The organism is Nocardia sp. CS682 (assembly GCF_004634405.1).
In the GTDB taxonomy this organism is placed as follows: Bacteria; Actinomycetota; Actinomycetes; order Mycobacteriales; family Mycobacteriaceae; genus Nocardia; species Nocardia ninae.
The window spans coordinates 6,957,375-6,978,242 of record NZ_CP029710.1; the positions used below are offsets into that span (position 1 = coordinate 6,957,375).

Consider the following 20,868-nt stretch of genomic DNA (forward strand, 5'->3'; position numbering starts at 1 on the left):
ATGTCGGATATCGCGCGTCGGGATAGTTCCGTTCGGATTCGCGGTGCGGCGGTTGGCGGCGTATAACAGTTGAGTCTCGTCGGTCGGGAAATTCGGCCGCAGCTGGGTGTGGGTGAGGGTGAAAGTCAGTTCGGGCGAACACTTTTCAGAGCCGCCGCAAAACTATGTGGCGCGGGTCTCAATCGCGCCCGCACTGTGGCGCGGCGCACAGGTGTGTTGCGGACCGGCCTACCCGTGTCGATGCTGAGTCGACCAGCAGGTAACCAGCGTCGATCTGACTCCGCTGCGCAGGCATTCCCGCTTGCTGACATGGCGACCGCAGATTGTGTCGGGGGCGGTTCCCTCCCCGGTCCGGGCGAGCACGGCGATCGTCGCGTGCTCGCTTTTTCGAAAAGGAGAGAAGTGACAACGAAACTCAGATCGCTGGCAGCCGCGACGGCCGCCGTCGCATCGGTGATCGCCGGTGCCGCGGGCACCGCGTCGGCGGCGCCCACCGCCGTGCTCGGCGGCAGCTCGGGCATCGCGTTCGAGAACAACTCCGTATGTTCGCTGACCGCGATCGGGCATGACAACGCGGGCAGGCTCGTCGGCATCACCGCGGGCCACTGCGCGCCCACCGGTGCCCGGCTGATCGCCGAGCACACGCCGGATGCCGGAGTTGTCGGTAAGGTCGCGTTCTCCGATGACGGCAAGGGACTGGATTACGCGGTCCTGGAACTCAACCCGGAGCGGGTCACCCCGGTGCGCAGCGTCGGCCCGACCACCATCGCGGGCCTCGGTGACGCGCCGGGTCCCGGTGCCACGGTGTGCTCCAGCGGCCGCTCCAGCGGCTCGGACTGCGGCGTCGTGTGGGGCGAGCTGGACGGCACCACGATCAACCAATACTGCTCCAAGCCGGGCGATTCCGGCGGCCCGGTGGTAGTCGGCGATCGGCTCGTCGGCATGAACCAGGGACGGCTCACCGGCATCGGTCCGGTCGGCTTCGACGTGCCGTGCACCACGGCCGCCAACCCGCTGCACTCACCCGCGTTCTTCCAGCCGATCGTGGTGATCCTCGCCGCCATCAACGCCCAAGGTGGCGTCGGGGCCGGCTTCCAGCCGATCTAGTTCAGGTCGTTCGGAATTCGCCGCGGCCGCCAGCTCACGCAGTGCGGCCGCGGTGAATTCGTCCAGCGGGTAGAACAATTCGATCGCCAGCTCGGAGAGGGTCACATCGGCCGGTGCGCCGAAGGTGGCCATCGTGCTGAACATCGACAGCTCGCCAAGCGGCGTGCGGATTCGGATCGGCACCTCGAACGGGCTCGGCTGTGCCGCATCGACTCTCGCCTCGTCCGGCGGATCGGGTAGTCGCCGATAGCGGCGCACCTCGTCGTACAGCGCCGTCAGTTGCGGGTCGCCACTCGCGCCGACCTGTCTGGCCAGGCGCTCCAGGAACAACTCCCGGACCTGGCTCAGGTTGGCCAGCCGCGCGGACAGCCCCTCCGGATGTAGCACCAGGCGATACACATTCGGCCGCGGCAACAGCAACTGCTCCGGAATACCTTGCAGCAGAACGCCCATCGCCGCATTGCCGGTGACTACATTCCACAGCCGGTCGACGACCACCGCCGGATACGGTTCGTGCGCGGTGAGCATCGTGGTCAGCGCGGCCCGCACCGAGGTCAAGCTCGCGTCGTCGAGGTTGCTCTCCCGGTAGGCCGGCGCGTAGTCGGCGGCCAGCAGCAGGGTGTTGCGTTCGCGCAGCGGCACCTCCAGCGCCTCGCTCAGGCGCAGCACCATCGCCCGGCTCGGTTTGGCGCGCCCGGTCTCCACATACGACAGATGCCGCGCCGAGGTGTCCGCCGCCAGCGCCAGGTCGAGCTGGCTGAGCCTGCGCCGCTGCCGCCACTCGCGCAGCAGCACGCCGACCCTCGGTCGGGTTTCCCATTGAGGTTGTGCCACCTGAGCAGGCTAATCACCGCGCACGTCGCGCGGCCATGACCTCTGAGGTGATTGAGACGCTCACCTCACGTCGGCAAGGTGAGGACTAGGGAGCCGATCGGCCCCTAGTCTCGACCCACAGGAGCAGGACATGAGCACGGGCTACCTGACCACCCAGCCGAGCATCGATTACTTGCGCACCGCACTGCGCGTGGACGGCTGGAGTACCGGCGCCTTCGGGGCGGTCATGCTCGCCGGTGCGGCGGTGCTGCGCGATCCGCTCGGCCTGCCCACCGCCTGGTCGATTCCGTTCGGGGTCGCCATGCTCGGCGGTGCGCTCGCGTTACTGCTCATCGCGGGATCGCTCGAGATCCCGTTTCACCAGGCCTGCGCCGTCGTCGCGGTGAACGCGGCATCCGCGATCGGGATGGTGGTCCTCGCGCTGTCCGGCCTGATCGACCTCACCGGCCTCGGTATCGCATTCCTGTTCGTCGGCGCGACGGTGGTCGCGGTCTTCGCCGCGGTCGAGTTCATCGGCGTACGCCGGGCCGGTTACTGAAGGGATTGCACCGTGCTTACTCCGAACCCCGATCCGCGCGCCGCCGACGAGGCGGAGCTGGCGCGCCTCCTGGCCGCCCAGTCCGCCGCCTGGGCCGCCGGTGACGGTGCGGCTTTTGCGGCCACCTTCACGCCCGACGCCGACTTCGTCTCGGTGATCGGCGAATTCATCCGTGGCAGAACGGAACTCGCCGCGGTGATGCAGGAAGGTTTCGATGGATTCATGAAGGGGACGCGACTCTGCGACCCGGAAACCACCACGATTCGGTTTCCGACGCCGGACGTCGCGGTCATGGTGACCAGTGGGGTCTGTGTGCTGCGGCCCGGTATGGCTGGTTGCCGACCCGAAGATTTATCCGTGCAGACCAGAGTGGCGGTCCGGGGCGCGGGGGAGTGGTTGTTCACGACATTCCAGAACACCCGGATCAGGCGGCTGGGTGGGCCGAGCGCGGATTGAGTGGGTACGCGCCGCGCCGGTCAGAACAGGATGTCCCGGCGGGGGCAAAAGGGTTTGCGCCACCGGTTGTGGGGCGGGTATCCATTCGAGAATGAACCTGTCGACGATCGACCTCCGGCTGTTGAGGGCCGATGAGTGGGAGGTGTTCCGGCGGGTTCGGCTGCGGGCGCTCGCCGACACTCCGCAGTTCTTCGGGTCGACGCTGGCGGAGGCGCAGGAGCGCACCGAGGCGGACTGGCGAGCTGCGCTGTCGGATCGGGCGCAGTTCGTCGCCAGTGCTGACGGTGTCGAGCTCGGCACCGTCGGCGGTATGCCCGACCCCGAACGCGGTGGCGTACACCTGATTTCGATGTGGGTGGCGCCAGAGGCGCGCGGCACCGGGGTGGCGGATCTGCTCGTGCGCGCCGTCCTCGACTGGGCCGCCGCGGGCGGGCACAGCGAGGTCCGACTGGAGTTCGCCGACGGGAACGTGGCGGCCGAACGGCTGTATCTGCGTAACGGATTCGTGCGAACCGGGGTCAGTGACTTCGTCCGGCCGGGTGAGCCGACGCTGGAATACGAGATGGTGCACAAGCTTTAGCGCGCCGAGTTTGCCTGCTCGACCTCCGGGTATCCGCTCCCCGATCGAGAGGTGACGGGCATGGCGAAGCAGGGCGTGGCGCGGCGCGCACACCGTCTGGTGGATTGGTCGAAGGGGCCGTCGGTGCTGAACTGGCGGTCGTGGTGGGGGGTCCTGCGGCGGACCGTGACCGAATTCCTGGACGACAATGTCACGGATTGGGCTGCGGCACTGACCTATTACAGCGTGCTGTCGATCTTCCCCGGGCTCATCGTGCTCACCGCGTTACTCGGGGCACTCAGTCCGTCTGCCACGCAATCGCTGATCGACACCATTCAAGAGCTCGGACCGAGCAGCGGCACCGCCCTGCTGGTCGACGCGATCAAACAGCTGCAAGGGTCACGACAATTGGTGGGGCCGTTGGCCCTCATCGGGCTCGGGACCGCGCTGTGGACGGCGTCGGGGTACATCGCGGCCTTCATGCGCGCCTCCAACGCGATCTACGACGTCGAAGAAGGCAGGCCGTTCTGGAAGACAATTCCGGTGCGTGTCGGGCTGACCGCCGCGATGGTGGTGTTGCTCGCGTTGTGCCTGATCGGCGTGGTGGCGACCGGCGGCATCGCCGACCGTATCGGGCAATGGCTCGGTGTCGGATCGGCCGGTGTGCTGGTGTGGGACATCGCGAAATGGCCGGTGCTCGCGGTGCTGATCAGTCTGGCGTTCGCGTTGCTGTACTGGGCCGCACCCAACGCGCAGCAACCCGGCTTCCGCTGGCTGAGCCCCGGCAGTGTGCTCGCCGTGCTGCTGTGGATCGCCGCTTCCGCCGGATTCGCCGTCTACGTAGCCAATTTCGGTTCCTACAACAAGGTTTACGGCTCGCTCGGCGGCGTCGCCGTCTTCCTGGTGTGGTTGTGGCTGTCCAACGTCGCGGTGTTGCTCGGCGCGGAATTCGATGCCGAACTGGCCCGCGGCCGTCGCATCGAACAGGGCCTACCGCCCGACCAGGAGCCTTTCCTGCCGCCACGTGACACCCGCGCCATGTCCGACGACGAGCGCGACGCCGCCGACACATCCGGGGCAGCAGCCACGTCAGCCGACGACTCCGCCGCTGACAGGAGGAAATCATGACCCAGCCCGACCATCCGGACCACGAGACCGACAAGTTCCACGAGGTAGCCGACGCGGCCCGCGAAAAAGCCACCGAAGCCGAACGCCTCGCCGCCGAGAAAGCCGCAGAAGTTCGCCGGATCGCCGAACAGAAGGCCGCGGAAGTAGCACGCCGGGCCCAAGAACAAGCCGCCCGAACTGCCGGCGACACCGAAGCCGCCACCGCGGCAGCGGAGCGGGAAGCCGCGGAAAAGGCCGCTGCGGCAAAGGAAAAGGCTGCCGAGGCGATCCGTCAGGCCGCCCAGCGCACCGGGGAAGCAACAGAACGTGCCCGCGTCGCCACCGACAAGGTCAGCCCGTCAGCGCCCGAGCCTGTTGCGCAACAGCGCACTTCCCTCGCCGACGCAGCCCGCCGCCGGCCAATCGCCGCCGGGCTGGCCGCGCTGGCCGCCTTCGTCCTCTGGCGGGTGCTGCGCCGCCGCTGAGGAGGCGGTGGACTGAGCGCGCCCGCTGGGTCGCTCGTCGGTAACGCGGGGTGCCCTGTGGCTGGGAGCTCCGCACAGATAGGCACGAGCGGCCTGGGCAGAGGACGAGGCGGAGCGCGGGTACCGGCGTCAGGTGAGCGCGGAGTCCAGTTTGGCGAGGAAGCGGCCGAAGTGCGGGTCGGTGTCGGGCAGGGCGAATGTGTCGATGTCCCACCAGCGTTCGGTGCTGAACTCGCGGCGGTCGAGGGGGTAGTGCTGGGAGTGGGTGCCGCGGACGACGTACCACAGGCTGACGTCGTCGTGGCTGTCCATGCCGACGGTGGCGGTGAGTGTCAGGAACAGGGGATCGGTGCCGCCGACCGTGAAATCGGCGCGCAGGCCGATCTCCTCGAACGCTTCGCGCCGCGCCGTCTCGAGCGGATGCTCACCTGGGTCGACATGCCCGCCCGTCGGCAACCACAAACCGGCGAGGCGATGACGGCCCAGCAGCACCGCCCGCGCCACCGGATCGACCAGCACCACGTAGGAGACCAGATGCCGCGGCGGCGTCGCCGGTTTGACGCGGCGGAACACGTCATCGGTCGACGCCAACCACGCCAGCGTTTCATCGATGTGCTGCTGCTCGAGCGCATCGAACGGCTCGATCCCCGCCACGATCTCGGCGATGACAGCAGTAGCAGCGTCCATAACCGCGCACCGTAGCCCCGGCCACCGACACCAGCCATCGTTCGTCCGACCGCGACCTCCTCCATAGTGACCTCGGCGCACACCGTTTTTGGCAGCCGCACACCCAGTACACCGGGTGTGCGGCTGCCAAAAACGGTGTGCGGCCTCCGGTTCAGGCGGTGGCGTGAGGGGTAGGGGGTAGGCGGAGGAGGGTGATGCCGTAGACCACGATCCAGATCACCCAGAGGAGCCAGCTGACGAGGCTGAGTAGGGCGAGGGGGCTTGGGTGGTCGATGGACAAGGGGGTGAGGGTGGCGGAGGTGAATAGGCCGGTGGCTGCGGTCAATCCGAGGATTGCGTGCCAGCGGGGGATGAGGGTGGTGCGTAGGCCGCCGAGGGAGAGGCCGAGCAGGGCGGTGGCGAGGAAGGTGCCGTTGAGGACGAATAGGGCGTTGTGGAATGCCCACAGACCGGCGGTGGCGGTGTGGTCGGGGGTGGCGCTGAGTGCCAGCCGGATGGCTACTACACAGAGGAAGGTGGCGTTCTGCAGGAGCAGGCCCGCGAAGCCGACCAGTGACCAGGCGGAGCCGGCGGCGCGTTCGCGGGGCCAGAGGGTGGCGACGGCGGCGGCGCCGAACACGGTGGCACACACCCAGGCGGCCGGTGTCAGGGCCGAAGAGAGCTGGGCGAAGCCGGCTTTCGTGGTGAAGAAGGTGCTGACGTCGCTGATGTCGGCGCCGACCGGGGGCATGCCTGCCGGTTCCAGGATCAGGTTCGCGCCGACGATGATCAGTGCGAAGCCGAGGCCGGCGAGGCCGCCGATCCGGGAGAACGGCCAGGCGGCTACGTTCTCTGTCTTATCTGTCATATATTGAATATAAGCAGCGAAAAACGAAAGAGGAACCCCCTGTGACCGAAGAACCGGCTCGACGCCGCTACGACTCGCTGCGCCGCACCGCGCAGGCGCAGCAGACCAGCGCCGAAATCGCCCGCGCCGCAAGAGCTTTGTTCGTCGCGAAGGGCTGGGCCGCCACCACGGTGCGTGACGTGGCGCGCGAAGCGGGCGTCTCGGTGCCGACCGTCTACGCGGCCTACGGCAACAAGAACGGCCTGACCTGGGCGCTGGCCGACGCCGCCGACCTGTCCGCCGACATCTCCCGCTTGCTCGCCGACCTGGAGGCCGCCCCCGAACCACCCCGGCAACTCGCCGCGATGACCGCCTACGACCGCAGGCTGTTCGAGCGCGCGGGCGAGGTGATCGTGCTGCTGCGCGAGGCGGGGCGCACGGAGCCCGAACTGGCACAGGCCTACCGCGACGCCCGCGCCCGCGCCGACGACGCGCACCGCCAGGTGCTGTCCGCTTGGCCGTCGGGGACCTTGCGCCTGGACCTCCCCACCGCCCTCGACGTCTACGCCGCGATCTGCAACATCGACGTCTACACCGAACTCACCATCGAACGCGGCTGGTCACCGGAGCGGGTCGAGAAGTGGTGGGCCGGTGTGGTAACTCGCGAACTCCTCGGCGAATCACGCTGAACGCAAAGCGCTTCCGTCAACACAACCCCGCCAGTTTGTACAACACCAGCGACCCCGCGACGGCGACGTTGAGGCTGTGCCCGGTGCCGACCATGGGAATCTCCACGGCGACGTCGAGCAGTTCCAATCCCTCGGCCGGGATGCCGGTCGATTCGTGCCCGAGCACGATGACGGTCCGGCGCCGGGCAACGGGCAGGTCGGCCAGCCGGATGGATTCGTCGGTGAGTTCGACACCGACGATGGCGGATCCGCCGCTGCGCTGGCGCGCCAGCCACCGGTCGACGCGGCCGTTGATCCAGTGCACGCATTGGGGTTTCCGGAGGGTGTTGCCTTGGGCGAGAGCCTCGGGAACCCACGGCAGCCGGGGTACCGCCATGCACGCGCCGACGGCGTCGCAGGTGCGCAGCATGGTGCCGAGGTTGACGCCGTGCTTGGGCCACAGCGGCGCGATGATCAGATGATTCCAGCAGCCGTGCGCGCGTTGCCTGCGTTCGCGGCGCAGGTCGGGGCGGGACTTGACCCGCGCGGCCGTCACCGGCGGACGGGAAGGGCCTTCCCGTGGGACACAACAGTTTTCATAGAAGCGATGCTTCGCGGCGCACCGGGACCATCGTCGGCGACAAGAGACGTGAGCTGCTTCTCACGATACGGCACCGTCGCACCGCCGGATAGCGAGCGATTGTCGGCGACGTGGCCGCCGCCGACCACCACCTACGGCCGCAGGATCGAGACCAGGAACTCCGTCTGGTCGTACACGGCCTTCTCGAACACGTCGTCGAAGTAGATATCGAAGTGCCCCACCGGATAACGCTTCACCACTGCGTGCTTGGTGCGTTCCGCCGCACGCAACGCCGATTTGATCGGAGTGATCGAGTCGTTGTCGCACAACGCATACAGCACCGGCATCTTCAACGATTTGGCCCGCTTGCCCGGCGAGTCGAACAGCGCCGAAAATGCCACGCGGGCAGCGACCTTCGGCTTGTAGTGCTCGCTCTCCTCGGCCAGCCTGCCGTTGCCCTCGGGCACGTCGGCGGCGCTCATCAAGGCCGCCGTCCGCTGCCGCCCGGCCAACCGGATGCCGACGTGCTTGCGCCGGATCGGCCCGACCAGCAGATCGGTGGCGGCGATGGCGGTCACCTTGGTCATGCTGATCGGCCCCTTCGCCAACGCGCACGCCAGCCCGCTGGTGAACGGCACCTGCGCGACCACCGCGGCCAGGTAGTCGTCGTCCGGCGCGACCGCGAGCACGTGCCCACCGCTGAACGAGGTGCCCCACAACGCGATCCGGGTCGCGTCGACCCCGCGGATGGTGCGCGCGTAGGCGATCGCCGAACGCCAGTCTTCACGCTGGCGCCCGATCCGGATCACCTGGCGTGGCTCGCCTTGGCTGGCACCGAAATGCCGGTAGTCGAATACCAGGACCGCCATGCCCGCGGCGGCGAAGCGCCGCGCGTACCGGTCGAGTCCCATCTCTCTGTTCGCCCCCAGGCCGTGTCCCATGATGACGAGCGGGCGGGGCTTCGGCGCACCATCCGGACGGTAAAGCCAGGCGGCGCACTGCTCGCTTCCGGAGGGGAAGCCGACCTCGACACGTTCCATGGCACCCAACCGTACTGCGTCGGCGGGGCCCGCACCCTGGGGGTGTGCGCGGCGACCAGTACTCTGGTACGGCGGACGAGTTGGCCGGGCGACCGCGGCATCGGGAACGGGCACGGTTGTGCCGCCGCCCGGAGCCGAGGAAAGTCCGGACTCCACAGAGCAGGGCGGTTGCTAACGGCAACCCGGGGCAACCCGCGGGACAGTGCCACAGAAAACAGACCGCCCACGGCCTCCGGGCCGTGTGGTGAGGGTGAAACGGTGCGGTAAGAGCGCACCAGCGCCCCGGGTGACCGGGGCGGCTTGGTAAACCCCGCCCGGAGCAAGGTCAAAGGTCGCATCGTTCGCGGTGCGGCTGCGCAGGTGTTCGAGGGCTGCTCGCCCGAGCCTGCGGGTGGACCGCTCGAGGCACCCGGCGACGGTGTGTCCAGATGGATGGTCGCCCCCCGGTGTGAACCGGGGACAGGATCCGGCTTACAGGCCAACTCGTCCGCCCTGCCGGATCCCGCGACGCCGGTGGTCGCCGGGCGAACGCTACGTGAACGGCTGAGATCCATGCTGTAGCCGAAGGATTGGCTCGCCCCGGATGCGCGCGATACCAGTACATTGTCGGTCGAGGTTTTGTGCGGCATGTCCGAATCGGGGCCGCCGCAGGATCGACTGCAAGGAGATCGTCATCAACGTTCACACCATGCTGCGCCGTGCGGGAACCCTCGCCTACGCAACAGCTCTGGCCACGGTGGCCTGCGCGGGTCTCGCAGGCGCGGATCCAACGAGCACCGCTCCCACGCCACCACCGCCGCCGCCGAGCAATATCGACATCACCGCCGCCACCGTCAACGGCAGCGATGTGGATATCTCGGTGACCTACACCTGTGAGCCGCAGAGCAAGGCGGTGACGCTGCAGGTATTCGTGCGCGGCACCGCGGAAGGCGCGGAACAGACGGTGGGCGCCAAGACCAAGGCGACGTGCGACGACCAACGCCAGACCGCGACCCTCACCGCCACGAAAATCCCCGAGTCCGAACCGTTCACCCCCGCCGCGGGCCAGCAGGTGCGGGTCATCGGCACCTTGATCGCCGGCGACAACGAGCAGAGCCTCGAAGGTGGCACTGCCATCAAGCGACTGATCGTCAAGTAGGTAGTCCGGGACCGGCTCCGCGGTGCCATCATGGAGATAGCCGCGGGGCCGGAGCGCCCAGGCGCCCGCTCCTGCTGCACCAGGGCGTGATTCGGGGCCAGGCATGGAAACTCTGGTTGTTCTCGGCAGTCTGCTAGGGGCGGGCGGGATCGGTGTGCTCACCGCCGCGAGCGTGCGAGTGGTCGCGCAATACGAACGGGGGCTGATCTTTCGATTCGGGCGGGTGATCGCGACGCGAGATCCCGGGCTGCGCTGGTTGATTCCGTTCATCGACCGGATGCGCAAGGTCTCGATGCAGATCGTCACCCTGCCGGTGCCCGCGCAGGAGGGCATCACGCGCGACAACGTGACGGTGCGGGTCGACGCCGTCGTGTACTTCCGGGTGTTCGACCCGGTGCTCGCGGTGGTGGAGGTGCAGAACTATCTGTTCGCCGTCGGACAGGTGGCGCAGACGTCGCTGCGCTCGATCATCGGCAAGAGCGATCTGGACAGCCTGTTGTCCAATCGGGAGGAGCTGAACAAGGGTCTGGAGATCATGATCGACAGCCCGGCGCTCGGCTGGGGCGTGCACATCGACCGGGTGGAGATCAAGGATGTGGCACTGCCGGATTCGCTGAAACGCTCGATGTCGCGCCAGGCCGAGGCGGAACGCGAACGCCGTGCCAGGGTGATCTCCGCCGAGGGCGAATTGCAGGCCTCGAAGATGCTGGCGCAGGCGGGCGCGCAGATGTCGGAGTCGCCCGCGGCGCTGCAACTGCGGTTGCTGGAAACCGTCGTTCAGGTTGCGGCGGAGAAGAATTCGACCCTGGTGCTGCCGTTCCCGGTGGAGTTGCTGCGCTTCCTGGAACGCAGCACGGCACCGGCCGGCGCGCCCGCTCCGTCGGCAACCGATCAGCAGGCGGCAGTGGCCGAATCGGACGACGAGCGCGCCGCGCTGGCCGCGAGCGAGCAACCGAAGCAACTGGATCCGCCGGAGGAATCATCGACGGCGCACGCAAACAGCCCACGCGAGTAACCCGACCGGCGTATACCGATACGGGTACCGCCGACGCCGTTTGCGGCGGCGCCGTACGACCCGCACCGGTAGCACAACGTAAGGACCGGACCGATGTCCGTGCTCATTCCCGTCATCGCCATCATCAGCATGATCACGATCGGCTACGTGCTGAAATACCTGCCCGGCTATCTGCCGTGGCTGAAGCAGCGGTAGCTCAGCACATCATCCTGGCCATCTGGTAGATGGCCTTCGCCTCCTCGGTGGTCGCCTCGACCTTGCCGGAGGCGCGCTTGGTGATGCTCTTGACGACCTCGTCTTCGGGCTTGCTCGCCTTGATCTCCTTGCAGGTGTCGCTGAGGATATTGGCGATCTTCGTGTCGTCCTTGCCGTCGGCCAGTTTCGGGAACGCGCCGCGGAAGCTGACGACGAACGCGCCTGCCTTGACGTTGTCGACGACCTGGGCATCGCCGCTGGACTGCGCGGCGGAAGTGGCAGCGGGGGTGGCACTGCTGGCTTTGTCGTCCCCACAGCCGGTGAGCAGTAGGGCACAGAGGGTGGCGCTGGCCGCGAGAGCGGCGGTAGTTCTGATCACGGAGCGGGATGCTAGCGGTCCGGAACCAAAGTCGCCTCCCGTCCGGTGAACGGGAGGCGACAGGTTGTGGCAGAAGACTTGTGGTCAGACCGGTGCGATGACGAAGACCTGGGCCCAATACGCTGCCTGGTCCGACCCGATGAGCGGGACCAGGTAGTCGAACAGAATCGATGACATAGCTGTGGAACTCCCAATTGTCGACGTACGGGACATTTCGGAATGTGCGGGCAAAGTGTGAGACCCGCTACGGCGGCCCACGTTAGCAGCCACGTCGCGGGGCTGCCCGGCAGGCGAACTCGCCGCGCGTACCCGCCGCTAACTAGCCGGACCGTGATCGACGTCATAAAGTAGTGCGCGTTGGCACGGCCCGTTGCGTGGCCGCAACGAGCCCTTCACACTTCGAATGCGGGAAAGCAGGTCTCAACTTTATGCGGATCGTTCGCTCACTGGTCGCCGGCGCGTTGATCGCCGGGGCTGCTTCGGTTTTCGCCATGATGGGTGCCGGGTCCGCCGGTGCCGTAGCGGTGACGCCGCTGCCGGGTGGGGTGCAGGTCGACCTCAGCCCGGCTGACACGGTCTGGGTCGCCCAGAACCGTTTCGGACAGACCCTGGCGGGTCTGCCTCATCCTTCGGCCCCTTCGTTCGGCCAGGCGCTGGACGCGGCGGCCGCAGTGTCGGCGTCGGTCCCGGGCGGACATGTCACCTTCACCGTGTACGGGCCGCTCGATTCGTTGAACGGCACCATGTTGGCGCTGCAGTAGGTCTGGCACCGACAGCGTGGAATTGCATCAGCGGATCGTCTCGGCGCCGGTAGATTTCGGCGCCATCCGTTCCGAATTCGGCCTGGCCTCGGCGTACCCCGCCGAGGCCAGCACGGAAGCCCGCGACGCGTCCGACGCGTTCGCGGGCGACCGGGCCGATCGCACCGACATCCCGTTCGTGACGATCGACCCACCCGGGGCCATGGATCTGGACCAGGCCCTGCATCTCGAGCGCACCGGCACCGGCTTTCTCCTGCATTACGCCATCGCCGACGTCGGCGCCGTGATCGATCCGCATGGCGCGCTGGCCAAAGAGTCCGGCGCGCGGGGGCAGACCTACTACCTACCCGACGGCACCGTCCCGCTGCACCCGCCGGTGCTGTCGGAAGGCACCGCGAGCCTGCTGCCGGAGCAGCGCAGGCCCGCCGCGCTGTGGACTATCGAACTCGACGAAAACGGTGAACCGCAACGATTCTCGGTAGAGCGAGCACTGGTGCGTTCGCGCGCCAGGCTGGACTACGCCGGGGTCCAGGCCGACGCCGACGCGGGCAGGCTGCACCCCTCGATCGCGGCCCTGCCGGAGTTCGGCAAGCGGCGCATCGAGGCCGGACTGCGGCGCGGCGCGATCGGGCTGCGACTGCCCGCGCAGAGCATCGTTCGGGATGACCGGTCCGACGGGCATTGGCGATTGATCGTCGAACCACGCACCGCCGCCGACGACTGGAACGAGCAGGTTTCCTTGCTCACCGGGATGTGCGCGGCGCGCATCATGCTCGATGCGGGTGCGCCCGCGCTGCTGCGCACCATGCCGCCGCCCGCCGAGTCGGCGATAGCGTCGATGCATCGCACTGCGGCCGCGTTGGGTGTCGAGTGGCCCGAGGAACTCTCGGTCGGGCAGATGCTGGCCCGGCTGGATCCGAATACGCCTGCCGCACTGGTGCTGATGTCCGAGGCGACCAGCCTGCTGCGCGGGGCCTCCTACACCGTGGTGACCGAGGACACCGTCGCCGCCACCCCGGAAAGCTTGGAGCACAGCGCGATCCGCGCACCGTACGCACACGTCACCGCGCCGCTGCGCAGGCTGACCGACCGCTTCAGCACCGAGATCTGCCTGGCCCGGTGCGCGGGCACCGAAGTGCCGCAATGGGTTCGGGACGGACTGGCGGACACCGCCGACAGCATGCGGCGCAGTGACGCGATCGCAGGCAAGGTCGAACGCGCCTGCATCGACCTCGCCGAGTCCACCCTGCTGGCCGAACGCGCAGGCACCGAATTCGACGCGGTGGTGGTGCGCGAAGCCAACGGCAACCGAGCCGCGGAGATCTTCATCGCCGACCCACCCGTGCTCGGACCGTGCGCGGGCGAACCCCCGGAAGGCGCCACTGTCCGCGTCCGCCTGGTCTCAGCCGACCCTGTCGCCCGCAAGATCACCTTCGCCTACCCGGCCAAGGGCGCGGATGAGACGGCTACTCGCCCGACAGCGCCGCCGCAGCCTCGGGGTAGCGGCTGAGGGCTTGGCGGGCCGCGGTGTCCTCGGCGCCGGCCAGGACTCGGTAGAGCGCCGTATCTTCGCCCGCGGCACCGGCGTCGGCCGAAATACCGTAGATCGCGTGTTGCGACTCGACGGCGTCCCGGTGGTCACCGAGCACCGTCTGGAGCCGTTTGGCGCGGCTGCCGAGGTCGCTCGCGTCGGCGCCGATGACGGGTTCGGCGGCCTCGCACGAGTACCGTAAACGCTTGGCGCTCTTGCGGATATCGTGCAACAGCTCGACGCGATCGGCCGGGGTGACGGTGGTTTCCTGCTGGATCAGGCCCTGGACCCGTTCCCGATCGCGTTCCAGGACAACGCCGAAGAACTCCGCGGCGGGCACCTTGCCCCGCGCGGAACGCAGCGGTGGTTCGGTGCGCCACTTGGTGAGCTCGTCGCGCAGGTCGTGGTAGCGCTCGCTGTCCAGCGCCAGCAGCACGTCGGCGTGGGCCGCGGCGTACCTGTTGTTCTCCGCGGTGACCAGCCGCGCGGTCACCAACTCGACGTCGGCGGCCGAATGATCGGACTGCTGGCCATGTTTGGTGAGCAGCGTCTCGAACCGTTCGGCGCGCACCTCGGCGTCGCGGGCGACCCCGAGGACACCGGCCAGCCACTTGAGCTCCTCGCCCATCGCCCTGGCCGGCGTCCGTTCGAACAACCCGCGATAGGACCGCAGCACGCTGCGCAGTCGCCGGGTCGCCACCCGCATCTGGTGGATCGAGTCCGGTGCGTCGGCGCGCACCTCGGGCTCGGCGGCCAGCAGCCGATCCACATTGTCGCTGAGTGCCGCGACGATGGCCTCGCCTGCTGTGGCCGTCATGGTTATCCCGCCTTCGCGAATCTGTCGGTGGCTTCGATCAAATGATGCGTGATGCCGGGCTCGTAGGAGGCGTGTCCGGCGTCCTCGACGATGTGCAGCTCCGAGCCGGGCATCGCCTTGTGCAGATCCCAGGCGCTCACCGCGGGGCAGACGATGTCGTGGCGGCCCTGCACGATGACCGTGGGGATGTGGGTGATGCGGTCGATATCGCGCAGCAGCTGCCCCTCGTCGAGGAACGCGTGATTGCGGAAGTAGTGGTTCTCGATCCGCGCGAAGGCCAGCGCGAACCGCGGTTCGGCGGTCTCGGCGACCCGATCGGGTTGCGGCAGCAGCGAACTCGTCGCGCCCTCCCAGGTGGACCACGCGACGGCCGCGGCCAGCGCGACCTCCTCGTCGGGGGAGTGCAGCAGCCGGTGGTAGACCTCGACCAGGTCTTGGTCGCGCTCGGACTCGGGCACCGGCGCGAGGAACTTCTCCCACTCGGCCGGGTACACGTAGCCCGCGGCGCCGTTGTAGTACCAGTCGATCTCCTTGCGGCGCAACAGGAAGATGCCGCGCAGCACCAGCTCGGTCACCCGGTCCGGGTGCGTCTCGGCGTAGGCGAGCGCGAGGGTCGAACCCCACGAGCCGCCGAACACCTGCCAGCGGTCGATGCCGAGATGGGTACGCAGCGCCTCGATATCGGTGATCAGGTGCTGAGTGGTGTTGGTCTCCAAGCTCGCTCCATCGGCGACGTGCGGGGTGGAGCGTCCGCAGCCACGCTGATCGAGCAGCACGATCCGGTACGCGGCCGGATCGAAGAACTGCCGGTGCACCGGCGAGACACCGCCGCCGGGTCCGCCGTGCAGCAGGACCACCGGCTTGCCGTCGGGGTTGCCGCTGACCTCCCAGTACATCGACTGCCCGTCGCCGACGTCGAGCTTGCCCGAGTCGTGGCAGTCGATCTCGGGGTACAAACTCCGCAACTGTGCGCCGCTCATCAGAACTTGAGGGCCGTCGCCAGGTCGGGGACGCCCAGCGCCTCGATCGCCTGCGTGCGCACGTCGGGGCAGCTCTTGATGGTCAGCCGGTCGATGACCGGCTTGTCGGCGAGTATCGCGCCGTTGATGCCGCCGTTGCGCAGCGCCCACTCGTGCACCATCGCGTTGAGGCCGAACGTGCCCAGCGTCGGGCCCTGCACCCGCCAGTTCGACAGCTCGGGCCTGATCATGTCGCAGAGTTGCGCGGCCGCGGCGTCGGAGATCTCCGGGGTGCCCGGCTTGTTCGTGCCCGCGGTGCCGCTCGGCGTGGTTGTCGCCGATGCCGTCGTCGAGCCCGAGCTCCCGGTCGGCGCCGGGTTCGACTCGGTCCCGCATGCGGTCAGTGCTGCGGCGGCGAAAACTCCCGCCAGCAGCAGGGTGCTGCGTGAAATCCAACGGCTGTGCGGCATCGGTTCCTCTGCTTCTCATCGCGAATGTCCGCATCGAGTCTGCCATTGTTTCGCCGCTACGGCCCGGCCGTGTTGTCGCGGCCGCACGCGGGAGACAGCGGCACGGCCGCCCGCTGCGGCTACCGGAAGTTCGTGCGCAGCTCGTCGAGCAGTGCTTCGACGAAGCGGGCAAAGCGGGGTGTGGAGGTGTCGATCGTGCGCCAGGGATTGAGGGCGATCAACGGCGCGAGCTGCTCGGCCAGGGTGATCTCCGCCTCGGTGATCGGCTCGAACCGGCGCCAGTGCGCGAAGTACTCGGCGCGGTGCGGGCTGTGCAGGATGCGATGGGCGAGGAACGGGTGGGTGATCACGGCGTCGCCCCAGTCGAAGAACCGGCCGGAGCCGGGGGTTGCGCCTGCGAAGACGTTGTCGGGGTGGACGTCGTTGTGTTCGAGGCTGAGCCTGCCGTATCCGGCCAGTTCGGCGGCGGCCTCCTCGATGCGGTGCCCGAGGCCCGGGATGCGTGGCTCGAAGTGCCGGTAGATGGTGCCGAGCCTGCTGGGTGGCAGGTAAGGAGTGCCGGTGGCGAGCAGGTCGTCGACGTGCGGGGCGAGGGAGCGCTGGAGCTCGACGTAGGAGCCGATCAGCCCGGACCATTCCGCGTCGGTGTCGGGGGCGGTGTCGCCGCCGTGCGGGCTGAGCAACCAGCCGTGATCGAGTTGCACTGCAAGGGGTTCCAGCACGCTGCCGGGACGCAGACGGGCGAGGAGTTGGAGCAGTGGGCCCTCGTGAGCGAAGGCGCGTGCATTGGCTTTCGCCCACATGGGGCCTGCCGCGGTGGGAATGCGGACGATCAGCGACCAGGCGCGCCGTCGGGTTTCCGTTGGGGCGCCGGTGATCTCGATATCCCGGGCTTTCAGAACGCCGACGGCCCAATCGATCAGCGCGTCGGCCGGTTGACCGAGCAGCGCGGCTGGCGCGTGCACTGCTCGGCCGGTCATCGTCACTCCATAGAACTAAAAACTGTGCTCGGGACCCGGGTAGGTGCCCAGGCGTACCTCCTCAGCGTAGGCCGTCGCCGCGGCACGCAGCTCGTCGCCGATATTGCCGAAGCGCTTGACGAACTTGGCGGTCTTGCCGCTGGTGTAGCCTGCCATGTCCTGCCAGACCAGCACCTGCGCATCGGTCTCCACGCCGGCGCCGATGCCGACGGTGGGGATGGTCAGCTTGCGGCTGGCCTGGGCGGCCAGCTCGGCCGGGACCATCTCCATGACCACGGCGAACGCACCCGCCTCCTGCACCGCGATGGCGTCGGCGATGAGCTGCTCGGCACCGTCGCCGCGACCCTGCACGCGGAACCCGCCGAGGGTGTTCACGCTCTGCGGGGTGAACCCGATGTGCGCCATCACGGGAATGCCCGCCGAGGTGATCAGCGCGATCTGTTCGGCGACGCGCTCACCGCCCTCGAACTTCACCGCCTGCGCCTGGCCCTCCTTCATGAACCGGGTCGCGGTGGCCAGCGCCTGCTGCGGGGAGGACTCGTAGGTGCCGAAGGGCAGGTCGGCCACCACGAGGGCGTGCGGCGCGCCGCGCACCACGCCGCGGACCAGCGGGAGCAACTCGTCCACGGTGATCGGGACCGTCGTGTCGTAGCCGTAGACCACGTTGGCCGCGGAGTCGCCGACCAAGAGCACGGGGATGCCCGCTTCTTCGAACAGCCTGGCGGTCGAGTAGTCGTACGCGGTGAGCATGGACCAGCGCTCGCCGTTGGCCTTCATCTGCTGCAAGTGGTGCACCCGGGTCTTGCGCATAGCCTTCTTGGGCTCGGTGGGTGCCGCACCGTAGGCAGGGGTTTCCGAATCGGATACGGACATCTTCGTCCCTTTCGTCTGTGTCGCCTCGGGGCCCATCCGGGTCCCCGGGTTGTCTGACGAAATCCAGTGTGCCAGCTGTCACGCGGCCGCATTAAGGTTCTTGACCGGTGCAATTGGTCACAGGGGACAGGCGGCCCGGTCAGTTGCCCGCTGCGTGCTGATCGGAGCTCCAGGTCAGCGGCGCGATCGAAACGCCGTTCCGGTCGGTGCCCGCCGAGCTGGCCCAGTAATCGGCGCCGTCCTGAATGATCTCGGCCGCGTGCGCGGCAATGCGCCCCGCCTTATCGCTCGGCGCGAAGTCGAACGGATCGGGGCTGAAGAATACTTCGGTACTCGTGTATTGCGGAGCGGGGCGGGGGCCGATGAACAGATACCAGAGCTCGCCGCGCCGCACGACGAACGGTGATTCGGTATTGCCCGCGCCGGTGCCCGTGGTCGGATCCGTGTAGGCGACGCCGCTACGCGTCTGGCTCCACTTGTCCAGGCTGCTGCCGGTGCGGTAGGCGACCACGTGGTTTCCGCCCGCCGGTTCGCTGGTCGCCGTGTAGTACATCACCCACTGATCGCCGACTCGGGTCACCATCGGGTCGCGCGCTTCGTAGCCGTCGGTGAACAGCGGTTCGTCCGCCCGCTGCCAGTGGTAGAGGTCCTGGGACGTAGCGAGATTGATGGCCGTTCGGGTGCGGTCCGTGCCGCCGGTCGCGAAGAACATGTAGTACGTGCCGTTGTCGAAGACGATGTGGGGCGCCCACAGGTGCTGGTCGTGCCCGGGGTCGGCGCGCAGTGCCGACGGCTGTTTCACCCATGGGCCGTGCAGGGTCGGTGCGGTCGCGTGCGCGAAGAGAACCTCGTCCTCCGCAGCGGCAGGCTTGGGGTGGGTGATGCCGAACAGGTGCCAGGTGCCGTCGCGGTAGACGAACGTGTGATCGTTGATGTACCACTGTGCCAGCAAACCGGTCGGCACCTCATAGACCTCGACGAACGTCCCGGCGCTGACCCGTTCCGGCGCAATCGCGGGCTTGCTGCCGGACCGATCCGCTGCAGCAGGCGCCGCCGCCGCGATGGGCGCGAGCACGCTCAGTACGAGGACGGCACTCACCGCGTGGCGAACGTTGTTACCCGATATCCGACGTCCGAGCATTGAGCACACCTTCCGGTAGCGGCGAATCCGCCTCCGCTGCTATTCGTCGCCGTCGGCCCCGCGGATCGAATGAACCTCGCTTGCGCCCGCCAGTGGCGCTTCACACTTCTGACCGGTGCGTTGCGCGCGCCGAGCGCTCGGGCTGCCACTATCAGTGGATGGGTTTGGTTCGCAGTGCGCGCGGGACGCTGATGGTTGCGGTGCTGGCGTTGGCGGCGGGGTGCACGATCGACGGCCATCCGACAGGGCCGATGCCGACGCCGCCTGCCGCGTTGGCGAAGTTCTACACCCAGCACGTGGAGTGGGGTGGCTGCGCCGGGTTCGGGTCGCCGGATGATCGTTTCGCGCCCAATACGCAGTGCGCGCGGATCAGTGTGCCGATCGATTACGCCGCCCCGGACGGGCCGACCGCGCAGATCGCCGTCTCGCGGATCAAGGCGACCGGCAAACGCATCGGTTCGCTGCTGATGAACCCCGGCGGACCGGGGGAGTCGGGCCTGACGATGTCGGCACTGGGCAACAAGACCCCGCTGGCCGAGCGTTTCGACCGGGTCGGCTTCGATCCGCGCGGGGTCGGTTCGTCGACGCCCGCCATCGTCTGCGAGACCGCGCAGGAGCAGGACGCCGAGCGCGCCGAGCCGCCGAAGGACAACACGCCCGAGGGCATCGCCGCGGCGGAGAACGAGAACCGCGAGTACGCGGACCGCTGCACCGAACGCACCGGCAAGGAGTTCCTCGCGCACGTCGGCACCCGCGAGGTGGTGCAGGACCTCGACGTGCTGCGCGCGGCGCTGGGTGACGCGAAGCTCAGTTACCTCGGTTACTCGTACGGCACCAAGATCGGTTCGGCGTACGCCGAGAAGTTCCCGGACCACGTGCGCGCCCTGGTCTTGGACGGCGCCATCGACTCCTCGCAGGACCCGGTGCAGGAGTCGCTGCGGCAGGCGGCGGGCTTCCAGAAGGTCTTCGACGCCTACGCCGCGAACTGCGCCGGCAAGGCGGACTGTCCGCTCGGCACCGACAAGGCGCAGGCGGTGGACCGGTTCCGTGCGCTGGTGAATCCGTTGTGGGACAAGCCCGTATCGACCACCGACCCGCGTGGGCTCAACTATGGTGACGCGCTCACCGGCGTGCGTCAGGCCCTCTACACCAACGAGCTGTGGCCGGTGCTCACCCTCGGCCTGTCCGAACTGCGCGACGGCCGCGGCGACACCCTGCTGCAACTGGCCGACCTCTACGACGGCCGCCGCGACGACGGCAGCTACAGCAACACCACCGACGCGTTCACCGCGATTCGCTGCGTGGACGATCCGCGCATCAGCGACCGGGAGATCACCGGCAAGCAGGACACCGAATACCGCAAGGCGGCACCGTTCCTGGATGACGGGCACGGCACCGGCGCGGCCCCGCTGGACCAGTGCACGGCCTGGCCGGTGCCGAACACCAGTGAGCCGCATCGGATCTCGGTGGCCGGGCTGCCGAAGACGGTGGTCGTGTCGACCACCGACGACCCGGCGACGCCGTACCAGGCGGGCGTCGACCTCGCGGACCAGCTGGGTGCGGCCCTGGTGACCTACAAGGGCAGCAGGCACACCATCGCGCTCTCGGGTGGCTCGTCCTGCGTGGACGACGCGGTGATCGACTACCTGATCGACCTCACCGAGCCGGAGGCGGGCCTCACCTGCTGATCGAGCGGCGGGTAAGTCTTTTTCCCGCAACAAG

The 20,868-nt window shown here is 68.3% G+C and carries 24 protein-coding genes and 1 other RNA gene; 13 read left to right on the top strand and 12 right to left on the bottom strand.

Annotated features, from left to right (window positions below; genetic code table 11):
• Positions 1-402 precede the first annotated feature (402 nt).
• A complete protein-coding gene (locus tag DMB37_RS31460) occupies positions 403-1,107 on the top strand; it encodes a S1 family peptidase (RefSeq protein ID WP_135235774.1) in 705 nt (234 codons plus the stop codon).
• Here DMB37_RS31460 and DMB37_RS31465 read toward each other — a convergent pair.
• Positions 1,021-1,941, bottom strand: coding sequence for a helix-turn-helix domain-containing protein (locus tag DMB37_RS31465; RefSeq protein ID WP_135235775.1), 921 nt, complete (start codon positions 1,939-1,941; stop codon positions 1,021-1,023). The genes DMB37_RS31460 and DMB37_RS31465 overlap by 87 nt on opposite strands.
• A gap of 130 nt (positions 1,942-2,071) precedes the next feature.
• Between DMB37_RS31465 and DMB37_RS31470 the strand changes: the two genes are divergently transcribed.
• From DMB37_RS31470 to DMB37_RS31490, 5 genes are all read left to right on the top strand, one after another.
• Positions 2,072-2,479: a hypothetical protein gene (locus DMB37_RS31470; RefSeq protein WP_135235776.1), complete on the top strand. Its 408-nt coding sequence runs from the start codon at positions 2,072-2,074 to the stop codon at positions 2,477-2,479.
• Positions 2,480-2,491: 12 nt separating this feature from the next.
• Positions 2,492-2,935, top strand: a complete 444-nt coding sequence (locus tag DMB37_RS31475) for an SgcJ/EcaC family oxidoreductase (RefSeq protein WP_240771739.1) — start codon at positions 2,492-2,494, stop codon at positions 2,933-2,935.
• A gap of 91 nt (positions 2,936-3,026) precedes the next feature.
• Entirely contained in the window at positions 3,027-3,515 is a 489-nt protein-coding gene (locus tag DMB37_RS31480; protein ID WP_135235777.1) for a GNAT family N-acetyltransferase, read from the top strand.
• Between the two features lie 60 nt (positions 3,516-3,575).
• Positions 3,576-4,622 (top strand): YihY/virulence factor BrkB family protein, encoded by a 1,047-nt coding sequence (locus DMB37_RS31485; protein WP_135235778.1) that lies wholly within the window; start codon positions 3,576-3,578, stop codon positions 4,620-4,622.
• The gene (locus tag DMB37_RS31490) at positions 4,619-5,086 is read left to right on the top strand and encodes a hypothetical protein (protein ID WP_135235779.1); all 468 of its coding nucleotides are present in this window, start codon (positions 4,619-4,621) and stop codon (positions 5,084-5,086) included. The genes DMB37_RS31485 and DMB37_RS31490 overlap by 4 nt, the downstream gene beginning before the upstream one ends.
• 129 nt (positions 5,087-5,215) lie before the next feature.
• Here DMB37_RS31490 and DMB37_RS31495 read toward each other — a convergent pair whose 3' ends face one another.
• Together DMB37_RS31495 and DMB37_RS31500 are read right to left on the bottom strand one after the other, a co-directional pair.
• A complete protein-coding gene (locus DMB37_RS31495; RefSeq protein WP_135235780.1) occupies positions 5,216-5,773 on the bottom strand; it encodes an NUDIX hydrolase in 558 nt (185 codons plus the stop codon).
• 151 nt (positions 5,774-5,924) lie between these two features.
• Positions 5,925-6,620: a hypothetical protein gene (locus DMB37_RS31500; RefSeq protein WP_135235781.1), complete on the bottom strand. Its 696-nt coding sequence runs from the start codon at positions 6,618-6,620 to the stop codon at positions 5,925-5,927.
• A gap of 41 nt (positions 6,621-6,661) precedes the next feature.
• Between DMB37_RS31500 and DMB37_RS31505 the strand changes: the two genes are divergently transcribed.
• Positions 6,662-7,288, top strand: coding sequence for a TetR/AcrR family transcriptional regulator (locus tag DMB37_RS31505; RefSeq protein ID WP_135235782.1), 627 nt, complete (start codon positions 6,662-6,664; stop codon positions 7,286-7,288).
• A 16-nt stretch (positions 7,289-7,304) separates the two neighbouring features.
• Here DMB37_RS31505 and DMB37_RS31510 read toward each other — a convergent pair whose 3' ends face one another.
• Positions 7,305-7,823, bottom strand: a complete 519-nt coding sequence (locus DMB37_RS31510) for a TrmH family RNA methyltransferase (protein WP_135235783.1) — start codon at positions 7,821-7,823, stop codon at positions 7,305-7,307.
• A gap of 176 nt (positions 7,824-7,999) precedes the next feature.
• The gene (locus DMB37_RS31515) at positions 8,000-8,887 is read right to left on the bottom strand and encodes an alpha/beta hydrolase (RefSeq protein WP_107655046.1); all 888 of its coding nucleotides are present in this window, start codon (positions 8,885-8,887) and stop codon (positions 8,000-8,002) included.
• A 76-nt stretch (positions 8,888-8,963) separates the two neighbouring features.
• Between DMB37_RS31515 and rnpB the strand changes: the two genes are divergently transcribed.
• From rnpB to DMB37_RS31530, 3 genes are all read left to right on the top strand, one after another.
• Positions 8,964-9,377, top strand: an RNA gene (gene rnpB, locus DMB37_RS31520) — RNase P RNA component class A.
• A gap of 198 nt (positions 9,378-9,575) precedes the next feature.
• On the top strand, positions 9,576-10,025 hold the full coding sequence (locus DMB37_RS31525) for a hypothetical protein (RefSeq protein ID WP_135235784.1): 450 nt from the start codon (positions 9,576-9,578) through the stop codon (positions 10,023-10,025).
• 103 nt (positions 10,026-10,128) lie between these two features.
• Positions 10,129-11,040, top strand: a complete 912-nt coding sequence (locus DMB37_RS31530) for a slipin family protein (protein ID WP_135235785.1) — start codon at positions 10,129-10,131, stop codon at positions 11,038-11,040.
• 196 nt (positions 11,041-11,236) lie between these two features.
• Here DMB37_RS31530 and DMB37_RS31535 read toward each other — a convergent pair whose 3' ends face one another.
• Complete coding sequence (locus DMB37_RS31535; RefSeq protein ID WP_135235786.1) at positions 11,237-11,614, bottom strand: hypothetical protein; 378 nt, start codon at positions 11,612-11,614, stop codon at positions 11,237-11,239.
• Positions 11,615-12,042: 428 nt separating this feature from the next.
• On the opposite strand from DMB37_RS31535, the gene DMB37_RS31540 reads away from it, so the two are divergent.
• Together DMB37_RS31540 and DMB37_RS31545 are read left to right on the top strand one after the other, a co-directional pair.
• A complete protein-coding gene (locus tag DMB37_RS31540) occupies positions 12,043-12,375 on the top strand; it encodes a hypothetical protein (RefSeq protein ID WP_107655050.1) in 333 nt (110 codons plus the stop codon).
• Positions 12,376-12,391: 16 nt separating this feature from the next.
• On the top strand, positions 12,392-13,885 hold the full coding sequence (locus tag DMB37_RS31545) for an RNB domain-containing ribonuclease (protein WP_135235787.1): 1,494 nt from the start codon (positions 12,392-12,394) through the stop codon (positions 13,883-13,885).
• Here DMB37_RS31545 and DMB37_RS31550 read toward each other — a convergent pair.
• The 6 genes from DMB37_RS31550 to DMB37_RS31575 form a co-directional block, all read right to left on the bottom strand.
• Positions 13,842-14,723: a CHAD domain-containing protein gene (locus DMB37_RS31550; RefSeq protein WP_135235788.1), complete on the bottom strand. Its 882-nt coding sequence runs from the start codon at positions 14,721-14,723 to the stop codon at positions 13,842-13,844. The genes DMB37_RS31545 and DMB37_RS31550 overlap by 44 nt on opposite strands.
• 2 nt (positions 14,724-14,725) lie before the next feature.
• Complete coding sequence (pip, locus tag DMB37_RS31555) at positions 14,726-15,703, bottom strand: prolyl aminopeptidase (protein WP_135235789.1); 978 nt, start codon at positions 15,701-15,703, stop codon at positions 14,726-14,728.
• The gene (locus DMB37_RS31560; protein ID WP_135235790.1) at positions 15,703-16,152 is read right to left on the bottom strand and encodes a hypothetical protein; all 450 of its coding nucleotides are present in this window, start codon (positions 16,150-16,152) and stop codon (positions 15,703-15,705) included. Before DMB37_RS31560 ends, pip begins: the two co-directional genes overlap by 1 nt.
• A gap of 119 nt (positions 16,153-16,271) precedes the next feature.
• Positions 16,272-17,132: a phosphotransferase gene (locus DMB37_RS31565; RefSeq protein ID WP_135235791.1), complete on the bottom strand. Its 861-nt coding sequence runs from the start codon at positions 17,130-17,132 to the stop codon at positions 16,272-16,274.
• A 15-nt stretch (positions 17,133-17,147) separates the two neighbouring features.
• Positions 17,148-18,005 (bottom strand): 3-methyl-2-oxobutanoate hydroxymethyltransferase, encoded by an 858-nt coding sequence (gene panB / locus DMB37_RS31570; RefSeq protein WP_107655056.1) that lies wholly within the window; start codon positions 18,003-18,005, stop codon positions 17,148-17,150.
• 139 nt (positions 18,006-18,144) lie between these two features.
• Positions 18,145-19,146: a family 43 glycosylhydrolase gene (locus DMB37_RS31575; protein ID WP_135235792.1), complete on the bottom strand. Its 1,002-nt coding sequence runs from the start codon at positions 19,144-19,146 to the stop codon at positions 18,145-18,147.
• 158 nt (positions 19,147-19,304) lie between these two features.
• On the opposite strand from DMB37_RS31575, the gene DMB37_RS31580 reads away from it, so the two are divergent.
• A complete protein-coding gene (locus tag DMB37_RS31580; protein ID WP_135235793.1) occupies positions 19,305-20,834 on the top strand; it encodes an alpha/beta hydrolase in 1,530 nt (509 codons plus the stop codon).
• Positions 20,835-20,868 lie beyond the last annotated feature (34 nt).